Raw genomic sequence first — 19,994 nt, 5'->3', positions numbered from 1 at the left:
ATAAGTGTCTTCCAAACGTATCGCCATTGCCGGGCTGGGCGAGATCGGCCGAACCGTGGCACGCAAGCTGGCTGAGGGTTTGCCTGGCCTTTCGCTCGCAGCGATCACGACGAGGGATCGAGCGAAGGCGCAGGCGTGGCTCGATCGTGAAGGCATTTCCTGTCCGCTGGTTTCGCTCGATGAGGTGCCCGACCATGCCGACGTCGTGGTCGAATGTGCGCCGGCTGACATCCTCGATCAGATCTGCCGGCCGATGCTGATTGCCGGCAAGCAAGTTATGGTGCTGAGCGCCAGCGCGCTGCTGCCAAGGCCCGATCTCGTCGATCTGGCGCGGGCGCATGGCGGCCAAATTATCGTGCCGACCGGCGCCTTGATTGGATTTGATGCGGTTTGCGCCGCTGCCGAAGGCACGATCACCTTGGTGCAGATGGTCACGCGCAAGCCGCCGAACGGCCTAGCAGGTGCGCCTTACCTGGTCGAGAACCGGATTTCGATGGAGGGCCTGACATCGGCGCTATGCGTCTTCAAGGGCTCGGCGCGCGATGCGGCTGCCGCCTTTCCTGCCAATGTGAACGTGGTGGCAGCGTTGTCACTGGCGGGTATTGGGCCGGATCGCACGACCATCGAAATCTGGGCCGATCCGGCGGTGACGCGGAATTGCCATCAGATCAGGGTCGAATCCGACTCGGCCTCGTTCACGATGTCGATCGAAAACATCCCCTCGGAAAATCCGAAGACCGGCCGCATCACGGCGCTCTCGGTGATCGCAGCGTTGCGCAAGTTGACGTCGCCACTGCAGGTCGGGACGTAACGGCCTTGCATTTCACAGCGCCGGCGAGAGCACGCGTCGCAGATGCTGCAGCAGCGCCTGCACGGCTGCGGCATTCACCCGCCGCTCCGGAATGGCGGCCTTGACCCATAGTTCGGGAGGCACAAAATCCGGCAGCACTGGCTGCAGCGCGCCGCTGCGCAGCGCGTCGGCCACGAGATAGTGCGAGATCAAGGCAATGCCGTTGCCTGCGATCGCGCTTTTCACCAGCACGTGGCCTTCGTTTGAGCTCAACAGCGGGCGCACCTGGATACTGGTTCGGCCACGCGGTCCTTCGAATGTCCATTCAGATCCGGTGGGAAGAAAGCTCAGGCAATGATGATCGGCCAGTTCGCGCGGGTGCTCGGGCATGCCATGGGCTGCGAGATAGGCGGGCGAAGCGCATAGCAGCCGCTTGAGCGAGCAGAGCGGCTCGTCAACGACGCCGCCGAACGAATGCGGGAATGCGCCGATCGCGATATCAAATCCTTCCGTCACCGGATCGACCGGCCGATCGATCAGCACGATTTCAAGCTTCAGCCGCGGATTGTGCGTCTGGAAGGCGCTGAATGCATCCGCGAGCCGGGCGATGGTCAGCGAAGTCGGAGCCTTGATGCGAAGGTGATCGACGAGGTCGCGGTCCTTCTCGCCCATGCGCGCCAGAAGGTCGCTGGCGTCGGCCACCACCCCGCGCGCGCGATGCAGATAGCGCTGACCCGCCTCCGTCAATCGCAACTGGCGGGTCGAGCGGCGGAACAGCGCGATGCCGATCTGGTCCTCGAGTTGCGTGACCCGCTTGGACACGACCGAGGTCGAAACGTTGAGCTTGCGGGCCGCGGCCGAAAAGCCGCCGGCCTCGGCGGAGGCCAAAAAGGCTTGGAGATTGGTGAGCGTATCCATCCACTTTTCACGATTCGAGAAAGCTGATCGCGCAATTTGCCGGATTGTAGTCCGTTGTGCATCAATTCATAGTGCCGGCAACAAGATCATCAGGGACGGAAAGCGACCAGTGTCGGCCAAAACGATCGAAGAACCCGCGCGCCGGGTGCCAGTCTATGGCGAATATGAAGTTGCCGTCCTCGGTGGCGGGCCCGCCGGCATTGCGGCCGCGGTGGCCGCTGCGCGCGCAGGCCGTCGCACGCTCCTGATCGAACGCTACGGCTTTCTCGGCGGCATGGGTACGGCGGCGGGCGTGACGAATTTCTGCGGACTGCATGCCAATGTTCATGGCGAGATGCATCGGGTGGTGCAGGGCATCGCTTCCGAACTGCTGGCGCGGATCGACCGGCTCGACGGGCTCAATGCGCCGCATCTGATCCTCGGCAAGATTTTTGCGCAGGCCTATGACAGTGCGGCCTACAAGATCGCGGCCGACGATCTGCTGGCGGCGTACAACGTCGACATCCTCTTTCACGCACTCGGCGCGGGTGTCGTGATGGATGATGACAAGCGCATCCATGCGCTGATGGTCGAGACCAAGGCGGGCCGCCTGGCGGTACGCTCCGACATCTTCATCGATTGCTCAGGCGACGGCGATCTCGCGGCTTGGGCGGGTGCATCGTTCGAAGTCGGCGACAATGCCGGCGGCATGCTTTACCCATCGATGATGCTGCGCCTCAACGGCATCGATCCCGAAAGGGCGGGCGAGGCGTGGCGGACGATTCCGGCGCTGATGGAAAAGGCGGAAGCCGCGGGCACGCATCGTTTTCCGCGCAAGTCCGCAATCGTGCGGCCGCAGCGTTCGCCCATCGAATGGCGGGTCAACTTCACCCAGCTCGCGCGCGAGGACGGCAGCGCGATCAGCGGGATCGATCCCGACCAGATGACGCGCGGCGAGATCGAAGGGCGGCGGCAGGCGGTGCAGGCGTTCGAATTCCTGCGCACGGTGCCCGGCTTCGAAAATTCCTACATCGTCGACCTGCCGCCGCAACTCGGCATCCGCGAGACGCGGCGGGTGATCGGCGGCTATATGCTGTCGGGCGAGGATGTGCTCAGCTGCGCTTCGTTCGACGATTCCATCGGCGTCAATGGCTGGCCGATGGAGCAGCATGTCGCTGGCGATGTCGTCTTCAAGTTTCCACCGATCCCGGAATCGCGCGGCTTCAACGAATTGCCGTATCGCATGCTGGTGCCTGAGGGCATAGACAATCTGCTGATGGCCGGACGCTGCGCCTCGATGACCCATGACGGCCAGTCGGCGGCGCGGGTCTCCGGCGCTTGCTTTGCGATGGGGGAGGCGACCGGTCTCGCCGCGGCATTGGCGCTATCCGGAAACACGAATCCGCGCGACATTGCGGTTGAAAAGTTGCAACAGATGCTAAAACAACAGGGCGCGTTCATCGGGCGGGATCAACCCGTGCCCGAGGGCCTGTAAGAGAGTTACGGAGGAAACCGGATGATGAAATTTGCGCGGCTCGCGCTGGCGGGCCTGTTGGCGATCGCGGCGGGCGGGATCGCACGGGCCGATGACGCGCTGAAGGCGAAAATCGGCGTGCTGCGGCTGTCATCCTCGGCGCCGGTATTCATCGCGCAGGACAAGGGCTATTTCCGCGAGGCCGGGCTCGACATCGCGCTGAAATTCTTTGATGCGGCGCAGCCGATCGCGGTGGCGACCACCTCCGGCGACGTCGATTTTGGCATCACGGCTTTCACTGCCGGGCTCTATAATCTCGCCGGCAAGGGCACGCTGAAGGTGATCGGCGGCATGAGCCGCGAGAAGGCCGGCTATCCCCTGATCGGATATTTCGCCAGCAACAACGCCTATGCGGCGGGGTTGAAGACGCCGAAGGATCTCGCCGGCAAGCGCATTGCGGTCACGCAGGTCGGCTCCAGCTTTCACTATTCGCTGGGGCTGCTCGCCGACAAATACGGCTTTAAGCTCACGGATGTGAAGGTGATGCCGCTGCAATCGCTGTCCAATGCCGCCGCGGCGCTGAAGGGCGAAACCGTCGATGCCGCGCTGCTGCCGATCTCGACCGCACGGGCGCTGGTGGATTCCGGTGGCGCCAAGTTTCTCGGCTGGGTCGGCGATGAGACGCCGTGGCAGCTGGGGGCGGTGTTTGCTTCACCGAAGACGCTTGCCAACAAGGCGCTGGTGACGAAGCTGCTGGGCGCACTGGTGCGCGCCGACCGCGAATATCACGATGTGATCCTGGCTTCCGTGAAGGATGGCAAGGCCGAGATCAACGACAAGACAAAACCGCTGCTCGAGATCATCGCCAAATACACGAATTTGCCGGTCGAGCAGGTAGTCGGCAATTGCGCCTATATCGACCCGGACGGCAAGCTCGACGTGAAGAACGTCGATAACCAGATCGCGTGGCTGCAGGAGCAGGGCTTTGTCGACAAGGGATTTGCCGCGGATGCGATCATCGCGAAGGAATATGTGAAAGCGGATTGATGAAATACGCAGCGCACTCTTCCCCCGTCATCCTGAGGAGCCGCGAAGCGGCGTCTCGAAGGATGTACGGCCGAGCTGCATCCGGGCCCCGCATCCTTCGAGACGCGCGCAAGAGCGCGCTCCTCAGGATGACGGGTCCGAGATGGGACGTCGCATGGACCTGATAGCCGACCAAATCAGCCACCGCTTCGGCGGGTTAGATGTGCTCGATCGCGTATCCTTCACCGTTGCCTCCGGCGAGGTGGTGGCGATCGTGGGGCCGTCCGGCTGCGGCAAGAGCACGCTGCTGTCGATCCTGGGCGGGCTGTTGCGACCGAGTGAAGGGACGGCCGAGCTGCGTGGCGCGCCGCCGGCCGATAGCCTCAATCCGCTGACCTTCGTGTTCCAGGATTTTGCGCTGCTGCCGTGGTGCACGGTGGAAGCGAACGTCGAATTCCCGTTGATCCACACCGCGCTTGACGTTGCCGCGCGCCGCGCCGTCGTCGATGACGCGTTGCGCCGCACCGGCCTGTCGGATTTTCGTAGCGCCTATCCAAAGCAATTGTCCGGCGGCATGCGCCAGCGTGTCGGCATCGCGCGGGCGCTTGCGGTGCAGCCGGCGATTCTGTTGATGGACGAGCCGCTGTCGGCGCTGGATTCGCAGACCCGCGAATTGCTGATGGGGGATTTTGTCCGCCTGCTCGCCGACGGCGCGATGGGCGCGGTTTATGTCACGCATAACCTGGAAGAAGCGGTGCGGCTCGCCGACCGCGTGGTGGTGCTGTCGCGCCGGCCCGGCCGCGTGCGCGAGGTCGTGAGTATTCCAATGACGCGTGCCGAACGCGGCGGCATTGATGCCCGGGGCAAATTACTGACGTTGCAGAACCAGTTGTGGTCGCTGATCCGCGAGGAGGCGATCGACGCCGAGCGTGAGGTGCAGCATGCTTGAGCGCGCACCATCGCAGGATACCCAACAGGACGGAAGCGTTCCGCGCCCGGTTGCCTTCCGCGGCGCGGGTTTTGCGCCAGGCGGTGGCCGCCTGTCCGGCTGGATCGCGCTGGCGCTGGTGCTTGCGCTGTGGCAACTCGCCGGCAGCGCCGGCTGGATCAATCCGCTGTTCCTGCCGGCACCGTCAGCGATTGCAGTCGCGATCTATAAGCTCGCCATCAGTGGCGCGCTCTGGCAGCATGTCTCGGCGTCGGTCGTTCGCATCGGCTCAGGCTGGCTGCTCGGCACGGTGGCCGGCGTGATCGTTGGCTTCGGCATCGGCCTCTCGACGCTGGCGCGCGGCGTCGGCATCACGTTTATCTCGGCGCTGTTTCCGATCCCGAAAATCGCGCTGCTGCCGCTTCTGATCCTCTGGCTCGGGATCGGCGAAGAGCCGAAGATCGCGACTATTGCGTTAGGCGTGTTCTTCTCCACGGCGATTTCGGTCTATAGCGGCGTCGACGCCGTGCCGCGCAACCTGATCCGGATGGCACAGAGTTTTAATGTGCCGTTCCACGCGATCGTGCGCCGCGTGATCTGGCCCGGCGCGTTGCCATCGATTCTTGCGGGGTTCCGCATTACGGCGTCGGTGGCGCTGCTGCTCGTTGTCAGCGCGGAAATGATCGGCGCGCAGTTCGGCATTGGCGCCTTCGTGCTGCAGGCCGGCAACCTGATGCAGACCGATCAGCTGCTCGCCGGCGTCGTGATCCTGTCGCTGTTCGGGCTGGCGGTGGGGAAGGCGATCAATGCGATGGAGACGAGGTTACTGCACTGGCGGTGATGCGGAGCGAGTTGCCTAACCGTCATTGCGAGGAGCCAACGGGTCGCGCGAATGCGCGCCCGATGACAGGCTCCGCGACGAAGCAATCCATCTCTCCGCTTGCGGCGCGATGGATTGCTTCGCTTCGCTCGCAATGACGGCGGAGAGATCGTCAGTTCGCCTCACGCATTGCCGCGGTCTTCGCGGAACAGGTCTAGCTTCTGCTGCACCGGGCGGTCGGAGAAGGAGAACAGCACTGAATCAACATCCGCCTCGTGCGTGACCCAGTGCCAGCTCGGCACCACGAACAGGTCGCGCGCGCCCCACTCAAAGGTCTGGTCGCCGATCCTGGTGCGGCCCTTGCCTTCGATCGCGGCGAACACGGTGGCATCAGTCGAGCGGTAGCGCGCGGTCTTGAAACCGTTCGGCAATAACTGGATGAAGGTGCCGATGGTCGGCATCGCGAAATCGCCGGTCTCGGGATTGGAGAATTTCAACTTCAGCCCGTGGCAGGCGTCCCATTCGTTGCGCGCCTTGGCCTGCTCCAGCGCTTCGCGGGTGTAGCTATAGGGATAATTGAAGATCGGCGAAGTCTTGGATTTGCGCTTCTCGTCGACCGGCAGCAGATTGCGGCCATAGCGCGCAAAACTGTCGCCGGCGGGCTTAGAGATCTTCTGCTGGTCCTCGTTCGAGCCCTCGGCAAACGAAGCATCGAAGAACTGCACCATCGGGATATCGAGACCGTCGAGCCAGAACATCGGCTCATTCGTCTCGTTGGAATGGTCGTGCCAGGTCATCGACGGCGTGATGATGAAATCGCCGGGCTCCATCGCCGTGCGCTCGCCGTCGACGGTGGTATGGGCGCCCTTGCCTTCGAGCACGAAGCGCAAGGCCGATTGGCTGTGCCGATGGGCCGGGGCGACATCGCCCGGGACCACCATCTGCACGCCGGCAAACAGCGAGGTCGTAACCTTCGACTGGCCGCGGAGCCCCGGATTCTCCAGCACCAGCACCCGCCGCTCGGCTTCCTTGGCGGTGATCAGCTTGCCGGCTTCGGTCATGTAGTCGCGGATGGAATCGAACTTCCACAGATGCGGCCGGCAGGCGCTGCGCGGCTCCGGCGTGACGAGATCGCCCAGCACGTTCCACAGCGCGGAGAGATTGTCGCCGTCGATCTTCTTGTAGAACGCCTCGCGTTCCGGCGTCTTCTGCACGGCTTCCATGGCAAGCCTCCCGTCATCTCTTATCGTAGATTGACAGTATACTTACAATATCGGTAGCGTCAATGTGGTAAACCCGAACAGGCCGGAAGAATCAGGGAGGTTCCGATGAAGCTGCATGGCTATTTCCGCAGCAGCGCGGCATACCGCGTCAGGATCGCGCTCAACCTCAAGGGGCTCACGGCAGAGCACCTGCCGCATCACCTTCGCAAGGGCGAACAGATTGCGCCGGACTATCTCGCGCTCAACCCGCAGGGGCTGGTGCCGACGCTGGAGGGCGATACCGGCGCGGTGCTGACCCAGTCGCTTGCCATCATCGAGTGGCTCGACGAGACTCATCCCAACCCGCCGCTATTGCCAAAGGATCCGCTGCGCCGCGCAAAAGTGCGCGCCTTTGCGCTGGCCATCGCCTGCGACATCCATCCGGTGCAGAATCTGAAGGTGCTGGCCCGGCTGCGTCAGCTCGGCCTGCCGGAAGAGAAGGTGACGGAGTGGGCGGCCTGGGCCAACCGCGAAGGTCTTGCCGCCTGTGAGACCCTGATCAAGGGCGAGAAGGGGCCGTTCTGCTTCGGCGACGCGCCGACGGTTGCCGATCTCTGCTTGGTGCCGCAGCTTGCCAATGCGCGGCGCTTCGGCGTCGAGGTTTCGGCCTTTTCCCGCCTGCTCGAGGCCGAGGCTGCGGCAAAGCAAATGAAGGCATTCACTGATGCCGCACCGGACAGGCAGCCCGATGCCGAGTAAACCCTCGCCCATCACCATGGACGCGGTCTATACCGCGCCTGGTTATCTGTTCCGGCGGATGCAGCAGATCGCGGTCTCGATCTTCGTCGAGGAGTGCAGCGCGTTCGACCTGACGCCGGTGCAATATGCGGCGCTGGTGGCGATCCACACCCATCCAGGCATTGACGCCACGCGGCTGTCGGCGGTGATCGCCTTCGACCGCTCGACCCTGGGCAACGTGATCGAGCGGCTGGAGAGCAAGGCGCTGATCGAGCGCAAGCCATCGCGCGAGGACAAGCGCGTCAAGCTGCTCTATCTCTCGAAATCGGGCGCAGCCGTGCTGCGCGACATCATGCCGTCGGTGGAGCGCGCGCAGTTAAGGATGCTGCAGCCGCTGAAGCCGGCTGACCGCAAGACCCTGCTGACGCTCCTGACGCAACTGGTCGATCTCAACAACGAGGCCTCGCGCGTGCCGCTGCGCGCGGAAGACGCGCTGGAGCATTTGGGAAAGGCGGAGTGAGGGGCGTGTGGAGATGGAGCAGTCGTCATTGCGAGCGCAGCGAAGCAATCCATAGCATCACAAGCGGAGGGATGGATTGCTTCGCTTCGCTCGCAATGACGGGTGGGGCTACATCTTCATCAACGCTTGTCGGTCGATCTTGCCCGTGCCGGTCTTGGGCAGTTCCGCAATGAACCTGATCTCGCGCGGATATTTGTAAGGCAATAGCTTTGCCTTGACGTAATCCTGCAGCTTTCTCGTAGCATCATTGGTGTCGAACTCGCCCTTGTTCATCACCACCACCGCCTTCAGCGTCATGCGCCGGTCCGGGAGTTCGGCGGCGAACACGGCGCATTCCCTGATGTCGGGGTGTTCGGCAAGGCAGAGCTCGACCTCGAGCGGGTAGACCCATTGTCCTGAAATCTTGACCAGGTCGTCGGCGCGACCGCGGAAGAAGTGGAAGCCGTCGGCATCGCGCATGAAACGGTCGCCGGTGTAGATCCAGCCGCCCTCGCGAATGGTCTCGGCGGACTTGTCCGGCCGGTTCCAGTACAGCGGCGTGTTGGAATCGCCGCGTACCCACAAGATGCCTTCCTCGTTGTCGGCGACCTCGCGGCCGTCCTTGTCCCTGAGCAGGAGTTCATAGCCGGGCACGCGCAAGCCGGCGGCGCCGAGCTTCTTCTTCTCGGGAAGATTAGAGAGGTAGATGTGCAGGACTTCCGTCGAGCCGAGCCCTTCGATGATCTCGAGCCCGGTCAGCTTTTTCCAGCCGTTGAACACTTCCGCCGACAAGACTTCGGCGGCCGAAAGCGCCATCCGCAGTGACGAGAAATCGGTGGCGGCCGCACCCTCGGCAGTGGTCAGCGAGGTGTAGAGCGTCGGCAATCCATAGAACACGGTGGGCCGGTATTTTTCGATCGCCGCGAAGATCGTGGCCGGCTTCGGTTGTCCCGGCAGCAGCAGCGTCGCCGCGCCGACCGAGAACGGGAAGGTGATGGCGTTGCCGAAACCGTAGGCGAAGAAAATCTTCGGTACGGAGAAACAGATGTCGTCGGTTGTCAGCTTGAGTACGCTGCGGGCAAACGCCTGCTCGCTATAGGCCATGTCGTGCTGCAGATGCACGATGCCCTTGGGGCGGCCGGTCGAGCCGGATGAATACATCCAGAACGCCATCTCGTCGCGGTGCGTGTCGGCTTCCGGAAGATCGGTGGCGAAGCCTTGCAGCCACTTCGCCGCGTCGACACTGTTCGGCACGGCGTGTTCGCCCGTTGCGCCATTGACGACAACAAGGGTTTGCAGCGGCGTATCCTTGCAGGCCTCCGCGTTGAACCGCGACGTAAACTCGGCCTCCGCGACCGCTACCGCTGCGCCGGCGTCCGAGAGATAGAACTGCAAGAGGTCCGGCGGCGTCAGCGTATTGATCAACAGCGGCACGAAGCCTGAGCGCACCGCGCCGAAGAACGCCGCCGGGTAGGCCGGCGTGTCGTCGAGGAACATCAGGATGCGGTCGCCGCGCTTTAAGCCTAGCGACTGAAAGCCGTGGCCCCATTGCGCGGCCTCGGCGCAGAGTTCAGCATAAGTGCGCGTGCCGCCGGGGGCGGTCAGCGCCATCCGGTCGCCGCGACCGGCCGCGAGATTATCGAACAGGATGCGGCTCGCATTATAGCGCTCCGGAATCGCAAAGCCGATCTCGCGCGCGCCGGGATTGTCACGGGGGACCAGATCGGAAATTTCTGACGTCATGCCTGGCTCCCGATTTTCTTCGCTGCCTCGTAACGCCTCATGAATTCCGGTGACATCGCGCGCAACCGCGCGTCGGCGATACGCCCGGAGCGGGTGATGTAGCTGTAGGCAAAATCCATCAGGTCGAGCTTCATGTGTTCAGGGAAGCGTTCGTACCAGTCAGCGCTGGTGCGCGCCGCCGTCACCAGCTTCTGCACGATCGGCTTGCGTTCGGCCTGGTAGCGGGCGAGGCCCGCGGGAAGATCGTTTTCCGCCTCCAGAGCTTTGGTAAGCGCGATCGCGTCTTCGATCGCGAGCCGGGTGCCCGAGCCGATCGAGAAATGCGCGGTGTGCAGGGCGTCGCCGATCAGCACCATGTTGCGGTGCGACCAATTCTCGTTCCAGATCCACGGAAAATTGCGCCACACCGATTTGTTCGAGACCAGCGGATGGCCGTCGAGGGTATCGGCAAAAATCTCCTCGCAGATCGCCTGCGACTGTTCGATCGTCTTGTGCTCGAAGCCATAGGCCTGCCAGGTCGCCGCGTCACACTCGACCAGGAACGTGCTCATGGCGGGTGAATAGCGGTAGTGATGCGCGTTGAAGAATCCCAGATCGGTCTTCACAAACGTCTGCGACAGCGTGGCAAAACGTTTGCTGGTGCCGTACCAGGCGAATTTGTTGGTCGAGTGCGAAACCGCGGCGCCGAATTCCTTCTCGAAACCGCGGCGCACCAGCGAATTCAGTCCGTCGGCGGCGACGATCAGGTCGTATCCGCCGAGTTCGTCGATCGACTGGATCGTGGTCTCGTATCGCGCCGTCACGCCTGCCCCGCGCACCCGCTGCTGCAGGATGGTGAGCAGTTCGAGCCGGCCGATCGAGGAGAAGCCGACTCCGTCGATCTCGACGCTCTCACCACGCAAATTGAGCGTGATGTTCTTCCAGCTCTCCATCCGCGGCGTGATGGCGTCGACCGTCTCGGGGTCGTCGGCGCGCAAAAATTCCAGCGCCTGTTCGGAGAACACCACGCCAAACCCCCAAGTCGCGCCTTCGGGGTTCTGTTCGAACAGATCGATATGTGCGTCCGGGTGACGGCGCTTCCAGAGATAGGCGAAATAAAGGCCGCCGGGACCTCCGCCAATGACGGCGATACGCACGTCTTCCTCCCAATCGACAGTATACTTACTAATTTGGGTGGAGACTAATCCGCGCCGTAAGTTTGCGCTAGAGGAAATATCGCCGGAACCGGTCTGCGGGCCCGATCCTGATGGCATCAGGACCGGGTTGCAGGCTCTACCTGTAGGTTAGCGCACGAACCGGTACCTGTCGCGCCATCAGGTGTTTCAGGTTTGAAGCCGGCTTTCGACCGAAGAGGCGATAGGCTCGGCTGCAATGGAAGATCGCCGCAGCATTTAGCGTGCCGCGAACTGCGACAGCACGTCCTTGCAGGCCGGCGAAAGCTGGGCAGCGTTGGTCGCAAGACACTGCACGATGCGGCCACCGCCAGCGGGCACGCCGCCGCAAATCGAACGGACGTCGGCACCGCGGGTCGACCGCAGCACGAACAGTTCTTCGCGAGGCCGCATCGGCCGCAGCACGATCGCTGTCGGCGCTGCTGCAGCGACCGGTGCGGCGCCAGCGGCTGCAGGCGCCACGGCCGCGGGAGCCGCGCCCGCTGCAGGTGTTGCTGCGGCCCCGCCACTCGCAGTAGCGACGGCCTTCTCGCAACCGGCCGAGAGTTTTGCCTTGTTCTTTTCCAGGCATAGCTTTCGCGCACGCGTCAACGTATTGATCATTTGAATAAATCCTTTGTCGTCGCCGGGAGCCGCCGCTTCAACCGACGTGAAATCTTGAATACGCCTTCAGAAAAAATCAGGACACATCGTTTTCGCTTTCCGGTTCCGCCGCAAGCGGATTGTTGCTATTTTCATGGGATGGCGGAATGCCGTTTTCTGAATAAAGCCTTTCTAGAACAAAACCTATTGGGGCTCCAAAAATGAAGGCTTCGCGTTCGCCTGCACGCTTGAGATCACACGGCACGGTCGCACAAAGAGGCACCGCTGCCTGCCGTGCAGCTTTCGCAATCGCGGCGATGGCTATCTTAAGTGCCTGCGAACAAAATACTTTTGTCCCGCCGCCGCCGCCGAAGGTCGAAGTCGCGGCGCCAGTGCAGCGGCCCTTCACGCGCTATCTGGAAGCGACAGGAAATACGGCCGCGATCAAGAATGTCGATCTGGTTGCGCGCGTGCAGGGCTTTCTGCAATCGATCAACTACACGGACGGCGCCTACGTCAAAGAAGGCACATCCCTGTTCACGATCGAGCCTGAAACTTACAAGCTGAAGCTCGAACAGGCGCAGGCGGCTGAAACCGGCGCGCAGGCATCGCTGCGGCAGGCCGAGGCGGACTTCAAGCGTCAGCAGGAATTGGTCCAGCGACAAGCCGTTTCGCAGGCCACGCTGGATACTTCCACCTCTAACCGCGACAACGCGCAGGCGAACCTGCTGCAGGCCCAGGTCAATACCAAGATCGCGGCGGTCAATTACGGTTACACCAATGTGGTCGCGCCATTCGACGGCGTCGTCAGCGCGCACCTCGTATCGGTCGGCGAACTGGTCGGCGCCTCGTCGCCGACGCAACTCGCCACCATCGTGGCGCTCGACCCAATCTATGTGAATTTCAACGTCAACGAACAGGACGTGCTGCGGATTCGCGAGGAAGCGCGCCGTCGCGGGATGACGCCTGATGATATTAGGCAGCTGCCGATCGAGGTGGGCCTACAAACCGAAACCGGTTTTCCGCACAAGGGCAAGCTCGACTATGCCGCCACGACGCTGAACCAGTCGACCGGTACGCTTCCGGTGCGCGGCGTGCTGCCCAATGCGGACCGTGCCCTGTTGCCGGGATTCTTCGTCCGCATTCGCGTGCCTTTGGACCAGGTGCAGAACGCGCTGCTCGTGCCTGACGTCGCGCTCGGCAGCGATCAGGCCGGTCGCTATGTGCTGGTCGTGAACGGCGAAAATGTCGTCGAGCAGCGCAAGGTGCGCGTCGGACCGCTGGAAGGGGAGCTGCGCGTCATCGAGGAAGGCCTCAAGCCCGACGACCGCGTGATTACCGCCGGACTGTTGCGTGCGATCCCCGGCCAGAAGGTCGACCCGCAACTGAAAACGGTCGAAGCGCAGCCGGCGTCGGCCAAGTAGGAGCCGGCCATGATTTCAAAGTTTTTCATCGAACGGCCCGTTCTTTCCAACGTGATCGCGATCCTGATGGTCCTGATCGGCGGCGTCTGCCTGTTCCGGCTCGCGGTTGCGCAATACCCAGATGTCGTGCCGCCAACGGTGCAGGTCACCACGCGTTATCCCGGCGCCAGCGCGAAAACCGTGATCGATACGGTGGCGCTGCCGATCGAGCAGCAGGTCAACGGCGTCGAGGACATGCTGTACATGCAGTCCTACAGCGGCGCCGACGGCTCCTATTCGCTGACAGTCACTTTCAAGATCGGCACCGACCTCAACTTCGCGCAGGTGCTGGTGCAGAACCGGGTCTCGAGCGCGCTGTCGCAGCTGCCGCAATCGGTGCAGAGCCAGGGCGTCACCGTGCAGAAGAGGTCGACGGCGATCCTGCTGTTCGTGACGCTGACATCGCCAAAAGCGACCTATGACAGCCTGTTCCTGAGCAATTACGCCACCATCAACATTCGCGACGAGCTGTCGCGTTTGCCCGGCGTCGGCAACGTGACCGTGTTCGGCGCCGGGCAATATTCGATGCGGGTCTGGCTCGATCCGAACAAGCTGCAGGCGCGCAACCTGATGCCGCAGGACGTGATCTCGGCGATCCAGCAGCAGAGCCAGCAGGTCACGGCCGGGCAGGTCGGCGCGCCGCCGGCGCCTGCAGGGCAGGCGTTTCAGTATACGTTGAACGTCAGCGGGCGGCTCGACGACACCAGCGAGTTCGAGAATGTGATCGTCAAGACCGGTACCAGCGGCGACGTCACCCGTGTGCGTGACGTCGGCTGGGTCGAACTCGGCGCCCAGACCTACAGCCAGGCGTTCTCGCTCAACAACAAGCCGGCCACCGGCATCGGCGTATTCCAGTCGCCCGGCGCCAACGCGCTCGAGGTCCAGCGTGCCGTTGAGAAGAAGATGCAGGAGTTGGCGAAGGCGTTTCCGCAGGACGTGACCTACGACACGCCGTTCGACACCACCAAATTCGTCTCGGAATCGATCAATGAGGTCTATAAGACGCTGATCGAGGCCGGTCTTCTCGTCCTGGTCGTGATCCTGATCTTCCTGCAGGACTGGCGCGCGATGCTGGTGCCCGCGACCACGGTGCCGGTGACGATCATCGGCGCCTTTGCTGCGATGGCAGCGCTGGGCTTCACCGTCAATATCTCGACCCTATTTGCGATCGTGCTCGCGATCGGCATCGTGGTGGATGACGCCATCGTCGTGGTCGAAGGCGCCGCGCACAATATCGAAAAGGGCATGTCCGGCCATGACGCCGCGATCAGCGCGATGAATGCGCTGTTTGCGCCGATCATCGGCATCACGCTGGTGCTGATCTCGGTGTTCCTGCCCTCGGCGTTTTTGCCGGGATTGACCGGGCAGATGTATGCGCAGTTCGCGCTGGTCATTGCCGCAACCGCGTTGCTCAGCGCCATCAATGCGGCGACGCTGAAGCCGACGCAATGCGCGTTGTGGCTGCGCCGGCCGGTGCCGCCGGAACAGCGCAACTTTTTCTACCGCGGCTTCAACGCGGTCTATAACCGTGTCGAGGCCGCCTATAGCCGGTTGATCGGCCGCCTGGTCGCACACAGCTATTTTTCTGTCATCTGCGCGCTAATCTTAATTGCCATCGGTGGCTACGGCCTGTCGCGGGTGCCGACCGGCTTTATTCCGATCGAGGACCAGGGCTATCTCTTGGTCGCCGTGCAATTGCCTGACGGTGCGGCGCTTGAGCGTACCCAGCGTGTGCTTACCCAGGTCAGCGAGATAACCGGCAAAGCCCCGGGCGTCGATCAGGTGATCACCATTGCCGGCATCTCCGCCCTCGACAATTCTTCCAGTCTCGCCAATGCAGGCGTGGCCTATCTGATCCTCAAAGAGTGGAGTGCGCGCGGCGAGGGCGAGGATCTGCGATCGCTGTTTGTCGGACTGAACGAGAAGCTGTCCGTGATCGAGGAGGCGCAGATCCTGGTGGTCCCGCCGCCGCCGATCCAGGGCATCGGCAACGCCGCCGGCTTTGCGATGCAGGTGCAGTTGCGTGACGGCAGTTCCGATTTCAGCAAGCTGCAGGCCATCACTGGCGCGATCATCGCCAATGCGTCGTCACAGAGCGCGCTGCAACGGGTGAGTTCGCCGTTCCGGTCGACGGTGCCGCAGTTCGACATCGAGGTGGATCGTATCAAGACCCAGACGCTGCATGTCACGACCGACCAGATCTTCTCGACGCTGTCGTCCTACATGGGCTCGACCTTCGTTAACCAGTTCAACAAGTTCGGCCGCACCTTCCAAGTCTATGCGCAGGCGGACGCGCAGTTCCGCCTGACGCCGCGTGACATCGCAAACATGATGGTGCGCAACAGCAATGGTGACATGATCCCGCTCGGTACGGTGGCGAAGATCACGCCCGCGGTCGGCCCCTCGCTGATCAGCCTGTACAATCTCTATCCTTCCGCAACCATCATCGGCCTGCCGGCCACCGGCTACAGCTCCGGCCAGTCGATGAATTTGATGGAAGAGATCGCCGCGAAGACCCTGCCGCCCGGCACCGGCTTCGAGTGGACGGCGATGTCGTACCAGGAGAAGGTTGTCGGCGGCCAGATCTACTGGGCCTTCGGCCTTGCCTTGCTGCTCGTGTATCTCGTGCTGGCCGGACAATATGAAAGCTGGTACGCGCCGATCTCGGTGATTCTCGCAGTGCCGTTGTCCTTGCTTGGCCCGATGATCGTGCTGACCGGGCTGAGGATCGAGAACAATCTCTATACTCAGATTGGCATCATCCTGTTGATCGCGCTGTCGGCCAAGAACGCCATCCTGATCGTCGAGGTGGCGCTGGAACTGCACGTGCGCGATCGCAAGCCGTTGCTGGAATCCGCCGTCGAGGCGGCGCGAGCCCGGTTCCGGCCGATCCTGATGACGTCATTCGCTTTCATCTTCGGCATGATCCCGCTGGTGCTTGCGACCGGCGCCGGCGCCAACGCCCGGAAGTCGATTGGCATCACGGCATTCTCCGGCATGCTGGCCTCGACCTGTCTGGCGGTCCTGTTCGTGCCGACGTTCTTTGTCGTGATCCAGCGGTTCGAGAACTGGCTGAAGGAGCGGAAGAAGAAGGCGGGAGTGCCAGCGACGGCGGCGACGCATTAAGATCCGTAGTCCGTAGGGTGGGCAAAGCGCAGCGTGCCCACCATGGCGTGGGGCGTGTCGATAGATGATGGGCACGGCGCAAGAGCGCCTTTGCCCACCCTACAAAAGCTGGCTTACACCTTCACCATCCGCTTGCCGCGGTTCTCGCCCGCAAGCAAGCCGATCAGTGCCTTCGGCGTGTTCTCGATGCCGTCGATCACGTCCTCCTGCACCTTCAATTTGCCGGAGGCGACCCAGGACTGCAGATCGGTCAGCGCCGCCGCGCTCTGATCCATAAAGTCCATCACAATAAAGCCCTGCATAACGAGGCGCTTCACCACGATCAGGCCGGGAACGCCGCGCGGGCCGTGGGCGGACGGCACGCCGTCATATTGCGAAATCGCACCGCAGCAGGCGATGCGGCCGCGGTTGTTCATCAGCGAAAGGCAGGCTTCGAGAATGTCGCCGCCGACATTATCGAAATAGACATCGATGCCCTTCGGCGCGGCTGATCGCAGCGCCTTGAAGGTGGCGCCGTCCTTGTAGTCGACCGCGGCGTCGAAACCGAGTTCGGACGTGAGCCACCGGCACTTGTCCTTGCCGCCGGCGATGCCGATGACGTTGCAGCCCTTGATCTTGGCGATCTGGCCGACGATCGATCCGACCGAGCCGGCGGCAGCGGACACGACGACGGTTTCACCTTCCTTCGGCTTGCCGACATGCAGAAGGCCAAAATAGGCGGTGAGACCGGCGATGCCGTAGACGCTGAGCAGATGCGTCATCGGCTCCATCTTCGGCATCTTGTTCAGATGCTTTGCGGGCACGGCGGCATAATCCTGCCAGCCGGTGTCGCCGAACACGAGATCGCCCGGCGCGAGGCTTGGAGCCTTCGAGGCGACGACCTCCGCGATGCTGCCGCCGGCCATCACCGTGTTGGCCTCGACGGCGGCGCGATAGGTGGCGCCGTGCATCCACGCCCGGTTGGCGGCATCCAGCGAGATATAGCGCGTCCGCACCAGCGCCTCGCCATCCTTCGGTTCGGGCACTGCGCCGTTGACCATCTTGAAATGCTCGGGTCCAAGCCTGCCGGTCGGTTTTTCGACCAGCAGGATCTGACGATTGACGGTGTTGCTCATGGCGTTTTCTCCCCTCGGTGTCGTATTCTGGTGCTTTTCGATGCAGTGCCGCGGACAAGGCGATCGACTGCGGGATTGTGCGCCACGTTCAGAAAAACTCCAAATCCTCCGCGTGGCCACCCTTTGCGACGGCCGCATACTCGACCGCCAGGAACAATCCGCCCGCCACATACACTTTTCGATTTTGTGCCCGAGCCATCTCCTGTGAAGCCCGCTCCGCATCCGCGATTGTCGCGGCGACATGAATGGTTGCTTTGGAATTGCCAAGCCGCGCGGCCGCGGCGATGGCTTGCGCGTCCGCGCCCTTGTGGTGCGCCGCCGTGCAGATGATCGTATCGAACGACGGTGCCAGCGCGCCGACGATCTCCTCGGCCTTCTTGTCGCGCGAGGCGCCGGTGACGAGGATCCAGCCGTCGGCCCCATGAATCGACGCGAGGCTCGCCAGCGACTGCCGGATGCCGTCCGGCGTGTGGCCGACATCGATCACCGTGAGCGGGTCCTGCTGGATGACCTCCAGGCGGCCGGGCCAGCGAACGTTGCGCAGGCCAGCGCGTATCGCGGCTTCAATCCGCTCGTGAGCCTTGCGCGGCTGCTCGCGTTGCAGCCAGAGCAGGAACAGTGTCGTTGCGATGGCGGCGTTGTTGAACTGGAACGTGCCGGGCAGGCTCACTTCGAGGCGGCGAAAATCATGATATCCGAACTGGAAATCGAAATGCTGCCCTGACGCGGATTGCGCCTCGTTGTCGACGGCGATCTCGTCACGGACGAACAGCGGGGTGCAGCCGCGCCAGCGGTTGTACTCGACGAGATGCCGCCGCAGGTCGCGACAGTTCTCACCATAGATAATCGTGCCGCCGGCGGCACAGGCGTCGCTCTTGTCGGACGCGATCAATTCAAGCGAGTTTCCGAGCAATTCGACATGCTCGTAATCGACCGACGTGACGCAGGTGTCGCGCGCGCCGATCAGGCGGACCGGATCGTAGCGCCCGCCGATGCCGGCCTCGAACACCGCGAAATCGCATGCGCTGTTCTGGAAGTGCAAGCAGGCGAGTGCGAACAGCGCCTCGAAAGCGCCGAATTGTTCACCGCGACGGCTTGAGACGTCGGCGAGCACGGCCTCGACCTGACGCTTCAGACGGGCGAGCGCGTCGTCGTCGATTTCGACGCCGTCGACCTGTATCCGTTCGTTGAAACGAAACAGATGCGGGGAGGTGAAGAGACCCGTGCGCAAACCGTATGCGCGGCCGATTTGAGCACACATCGCCGCCGTGCTGCCCTTGCCATTCGAGCCGGTCACCACCACTGAGATGCGCCGCAGCCGTGCGCGATCGATGGCCAGCATGTCCAAGAGGTCCGCCATGCGCGCGAGGCAAACGCCGTCGCCATATTTCGGCAGGTCGAACACTACAGCAGTCCCATGGCGGTGAAGGTGTGATTCCAGATCTTCAGGATCAGGTCGCCTCGGTTGGAATCTTCCAGCAGCCGGATGGCCGGGTTGGAGTTGACCTCGATGATTTGCATGGAATCCGGTTGCCCGCCGATGTCTACGAACATGTCGATGGCCGCTACACGAAGTCCGATCGCGCGCACAGCCTGCTGCGCCATGGCGATGGCCTGTTCGGAGGGCGCCTCTGCCAGCACCATCGTGCCGCCCGCGCTCAGATTCATGCGGCCGGGGATGTTGTGGCGTTCGCCGTTCGCCGGCACCGCGTCGAGCGATGGATCGCTGGTCGGCAGCGAGGCGGGCGATAGGCCGCGGGCGCGCAGGGCGTCGTTATGGGCGGCCAGCAGTTCACGCAAGGTGTGGACGCCGTCGCCCGTGACAGACGGAGGATATTTTCGCGCGCAGTAGAGCGCATCGTCGTCCAGCAGGAAAACGCGATACTCCGTTCCCTCGACGATCGGCTGGATCAGCACGGAGTCGTAATACTTCGCCACGTCATCGAGATAACGGACGAGCGCCGCTTCGCTATGAACCGCTTGCGCGAAATCGCCGCGCGACCCCGTGAGAGGCTTGAGGAAGGCCGCTCCACCCAATGCCTTGAAACAGGCAACCGCATCGCCGCGCTCATGACCCGCTGGGCGATGCGCGCGATGGCGCTCGTGCAGGAAGAAATATTCACCAGCGAGAGCCGGCACGCCGGCGTCTCGCAGAATTCTGCTGGCAAAATGCTTGTCCGACGCCAGCGTCGAAGCCGTCGCATTGTTCTGCGGATACCAGGAGCATCGGCCGGCGCCGAAATGAAGCAGCCTGTCGCGCGAGGCGATGCTGAAGATCAGTCCCGAGCCGCCGTCGAGATCGCGAAATGTCAGCCCGAATTCGGCAGCCGCAAACTCTGCATAGGCCGCCTGGTCCGGATAGAAGCCCGGTTTTCCCTTTCGAAACTCTGCTGGGCTTCGCATGCGATCTCTTTTGAAA

The 19,994-nt window shown here is 62.9% G+C and carries 17 protein-coding genes and 1 pseudogene; 9 read left to right on the top strand and 9 right to left on the bottom strand.

The features are described from left to right. The first annotated feature begins 4 nt into the window (after window positions 1–4). Complete coding sequence (locus RX328_RS42020; RefSeq protein WP_213251252.1) at window positions 5–811, top strand: aspartate dehydrogenase; 807 nt, start codon at window positions 5–7, stop codon at window positions 809–811. 12 nt (window positions 812–823) lie between these two features. Here the strand turns inward: RX328_RS42020 and RX328_RS42015 are convergent, their stop codons facing one another. Next, window positions 824–1,708 carry a LysR family transcriptional regulator gene (locus RX328_RS42015; RefSeq protein WP_213251251.1) on the bottom strand — a complete coding sequence of 295 codons (885 nt, stop codon included), beginning with the start codon at window positions 1,706–1,708 and terminating at the stop codon, window positions 824–826. A gap of 109 nt (window positions 1,709–1,817) precedes the next feature. On the opposite strand from RX328_RS42015, the gene RX328_RS42010 reads away from it, so the two are divergent. The 4 genes from RX328_RS42010 to RX328_RS41995 all read left to right on the top strand — a co-directional run bounded on the left by RX328_RS42010 (window position 1,818) and on the right by RX328_RS41995 (window position 5,956). Then, window positions 1,818–3,182 (top strand): FAD-dependent oxidoreductase, encoded by a 1,365-nt coding sequence (locus RX328_RS42010; protein ID WP_213251250.1) that lies wholly within the window; start codon window positions 1,818–1,820, stop codon window positions 3,180–3,182. 21 nt (window positions 3,183–3,203) lie between these two features. Next, window positions 3,204–4,208, top strand: a complete 1,005-nt coding sequence (locus RX328_RS42005; protein ID WP_213251249.1) for an ABC transporter substrate-binding protein — start codon at window positions 3,204–3,206, stop codon at window positions 4,206–4,208. 154 nt (window positions 4,209–4,362) lie between these two features. After that, on the top strand, window positions 4,363–5,136 hold the full coding sequence (locus RX328_RS42000; RefSeq protein WP_213251248.1) for an ABC transporter ATP-binding protein: 774 nt from the start codon (window positions 4,363–4,365) through the stop codon (window positions 5,134–5,136). Beyond that, window positions 5,129–5,956: an ABC transporter permease gene (locus tag RX328_RS41995; RefSeq protein WP_213251247.1), complete on the top strand. Its 828-nt coding sequence runs from the start codon at window positions 5,129–5,131 to the stop codon at window positions 5,954–5,956. Before RX328_RS42000 ends, RX328_RS41995 begins: the two co-directional genes overlap by 8 nt. Window positions 5,957–6,117: 161 nt before the next feature. Here RX328_RS41995 and gtdA read toward each other — a convergent pair whose 3' ends face one another. Continuing rightward, window positions 6,118–7,158, bottom strand: coding sequence for a gentisate 1,2-dioxygenase (gtdA, locus tag RX328_RS41990; protein ID WP_213251246.1), 1,041 nt, complete (start codon window positions 7,156–7,158; stop codon window positions 6,118–6,120). 105 nt (window positions 7,159–7,263) lie between these two features. Here gtdA and maiA point away from each other — a divergent pair, with 105 nt between their 5' ends. Together maiA and RX328_RS41980 are read left to right on the top strand one after the other, a co-directional pair. After that, complete coding sequence (gene maiA, locus RX328_RS41985; protein WP_213251245.1) at window positions 7,264–7,896, top strand: maleylacetoacetate isomerase; 633 nt, start codon at window positions 7,264–7,266, stop codon at window positions 7,894–7,896. Next, window positions 7,886–8,395: a MarR family winged helix-turn-helix transcriptional regulator gene (locus tag RX328_RS41980; protein WP_213251244.1), complete on the top strand. Its 510-nt coding sequence runs from the start codon at window positions 7,886–7,888 to the stop codon at window positions 8,393–8,395. Before maiA ends, RX328_RS41980 begins: the two co-directional genes overlap by 11 nt. Window positions 8,396–8,503: 108 nt before the next feature. Here RX328_RS41980 and RX328_RS41975 read toward each other — a convergent pair whose 3' ends face one another. From RX328_RS41975 to RX328_RS41960, 4 genes and pseudogenes are all read right to left on the bottom strand, one after another. After that, window positions 8,504–10,117, bottom strand: coding sequence for a benzoate-CoA ligase family protein (locus RX328_RS41975; RefSeq protein WP_213251243.1), 1,614 nt, complete (start codon window positions 10,115–10,117; stop codon window positions 8,504–8,506). Beyond that, on the bottom strand, window positions 10,114–11,253 hold the full coding sequence (locus RX328_RS41970; RefSeq protein WP_213251242.1) for an FAD-dependent monooxygenase: 1,140 nt from the start codon (window positions 11,251–11,253) through the stop codon (window positions 10,114–10,116). The genes RX328_RS41975 and RX328_RS41970 overlap by 4 nt, the downstream gene beginning before the upstream one ends. Before the next feature lie 255 nt (window positions 11,254–11,508). Further along, window positions 11,509–11,859 (bottom strand): annotated as a pseudogene (locus RX328_RS41965) (hypothetical protein); the annotation flags it as partial. Window positions 11,860–11,968: 109 nt separating this feature from the next. Continuing rightward, complete coding sequence (locus tag RX328_RS41960) at window positions 11,969–12,280, bottom strand: hypothetical protein (protein ID WP_249726331.1); 312 nt, start codon at window positions 12,278–12,280, stop codon at window positions 11,969–11,971. On the opposite strand from RX328_RS41960, the gene RX328_RS41955 reads away from it, so the two are divergent. Both RX328_RS41955 and RX328_RS41950 read left to right on the top strand, forming a co-directional pair. Next, window positions 12,189–13,295 carry an efflux RND transporter periplasmic adaptor subunit gene (locus RX328_RS41955; RefSeq protein WP_249726307.1) on the top strand — a complete coding sequence of 369 codons (1,107 nt, stop codon included), beginning with the start codon at window positions 12,189–12,191 and terminating at the stop codon, window positions 13,293–13,295. The genes RX328_RS41960 and RX328_RS41955 overlap by 92 nt on opposite strands. Before the next feature lie 9 nt (window positions 13,296–13,304). Continuing rightward, window positions 13,305–16,460 carry an efflux RND transporter permease subunit gene (locus RX328_RS41950; protein WP_213251240.1) on the top strand — a complete coding sequence of 1,052 codons (3,156 nt, stop codon included), beginning with the start codon at window positions 13,305–13,307 and terminating at the stop codon, window positions 16,458–16,460. Between the two features lie 113 nt (window positions 16,461–16,573). Here the strand turns inward: RX328_RS41950 and RX328_RS41945 are convergent, their stop codons facing one another. From RX328_RS41945 to RX328_RS41935, 3 genes are all read right to left on the bottom strand, one after another. Next, window positions 16,574–17,575 (bottom strand): NADP-dependent oxidoreductase, encoded by a 1,002-nt coding sequence (locus RX328_RS41945; RefSeq protein WP_213251239.1) that lies wholly within the window; start codon window positions 17,573–17,575, stop codon window positions 16,574–16,576. Between the two features lie 88 nt (window positions 17,576–17,663). Continuing rightward, window positions 17,664–18,980 carry a bifunctional folylpolyglutamate synthase/dihydrofolate synthase gene (locus RX328_RS41940; protein ID WP_213251238.1) on the bottom strand — a complete coding sequence of 439 codons (1,317 nt, stop codon included), beginning with the start codon at window positions 18,978–18,980 and terminating at the stop codon, window positions 17,664–17,666. Beyond that, complete coding sequence (locus RX328_RS41935) at window positions 18,980–19,978, bottom strand: hypothetical protein (RefSeq protein WP_213251237.1); 999 nt, start codon at window positions 19,976–19,978, stop codon at window positions 18,980–18,982. Before RX328_RS41935 ends, RX328_RS41940 begins: the two co-directional genes overlap by 1 nt. Window positions 19,979–19,994 lie beyond the last annotated feature (16 nt).

This window comes from Bradyrhizobium sp. sBnM-33, from assembly GCF_032917945.1.
In the GTDB taxonomy this organism is placed as follows: Bacteria; Pseudomonadota; Alphaproteobacteria; order Rhizobiales; family Xanthobacteraceae; genus Bradyrhizobium.
The sequence above is the reverse complement of the archived record's forward strand: the minus strand, read 5'-3'. Positions and strand labels throughout refer to the sequence as shown.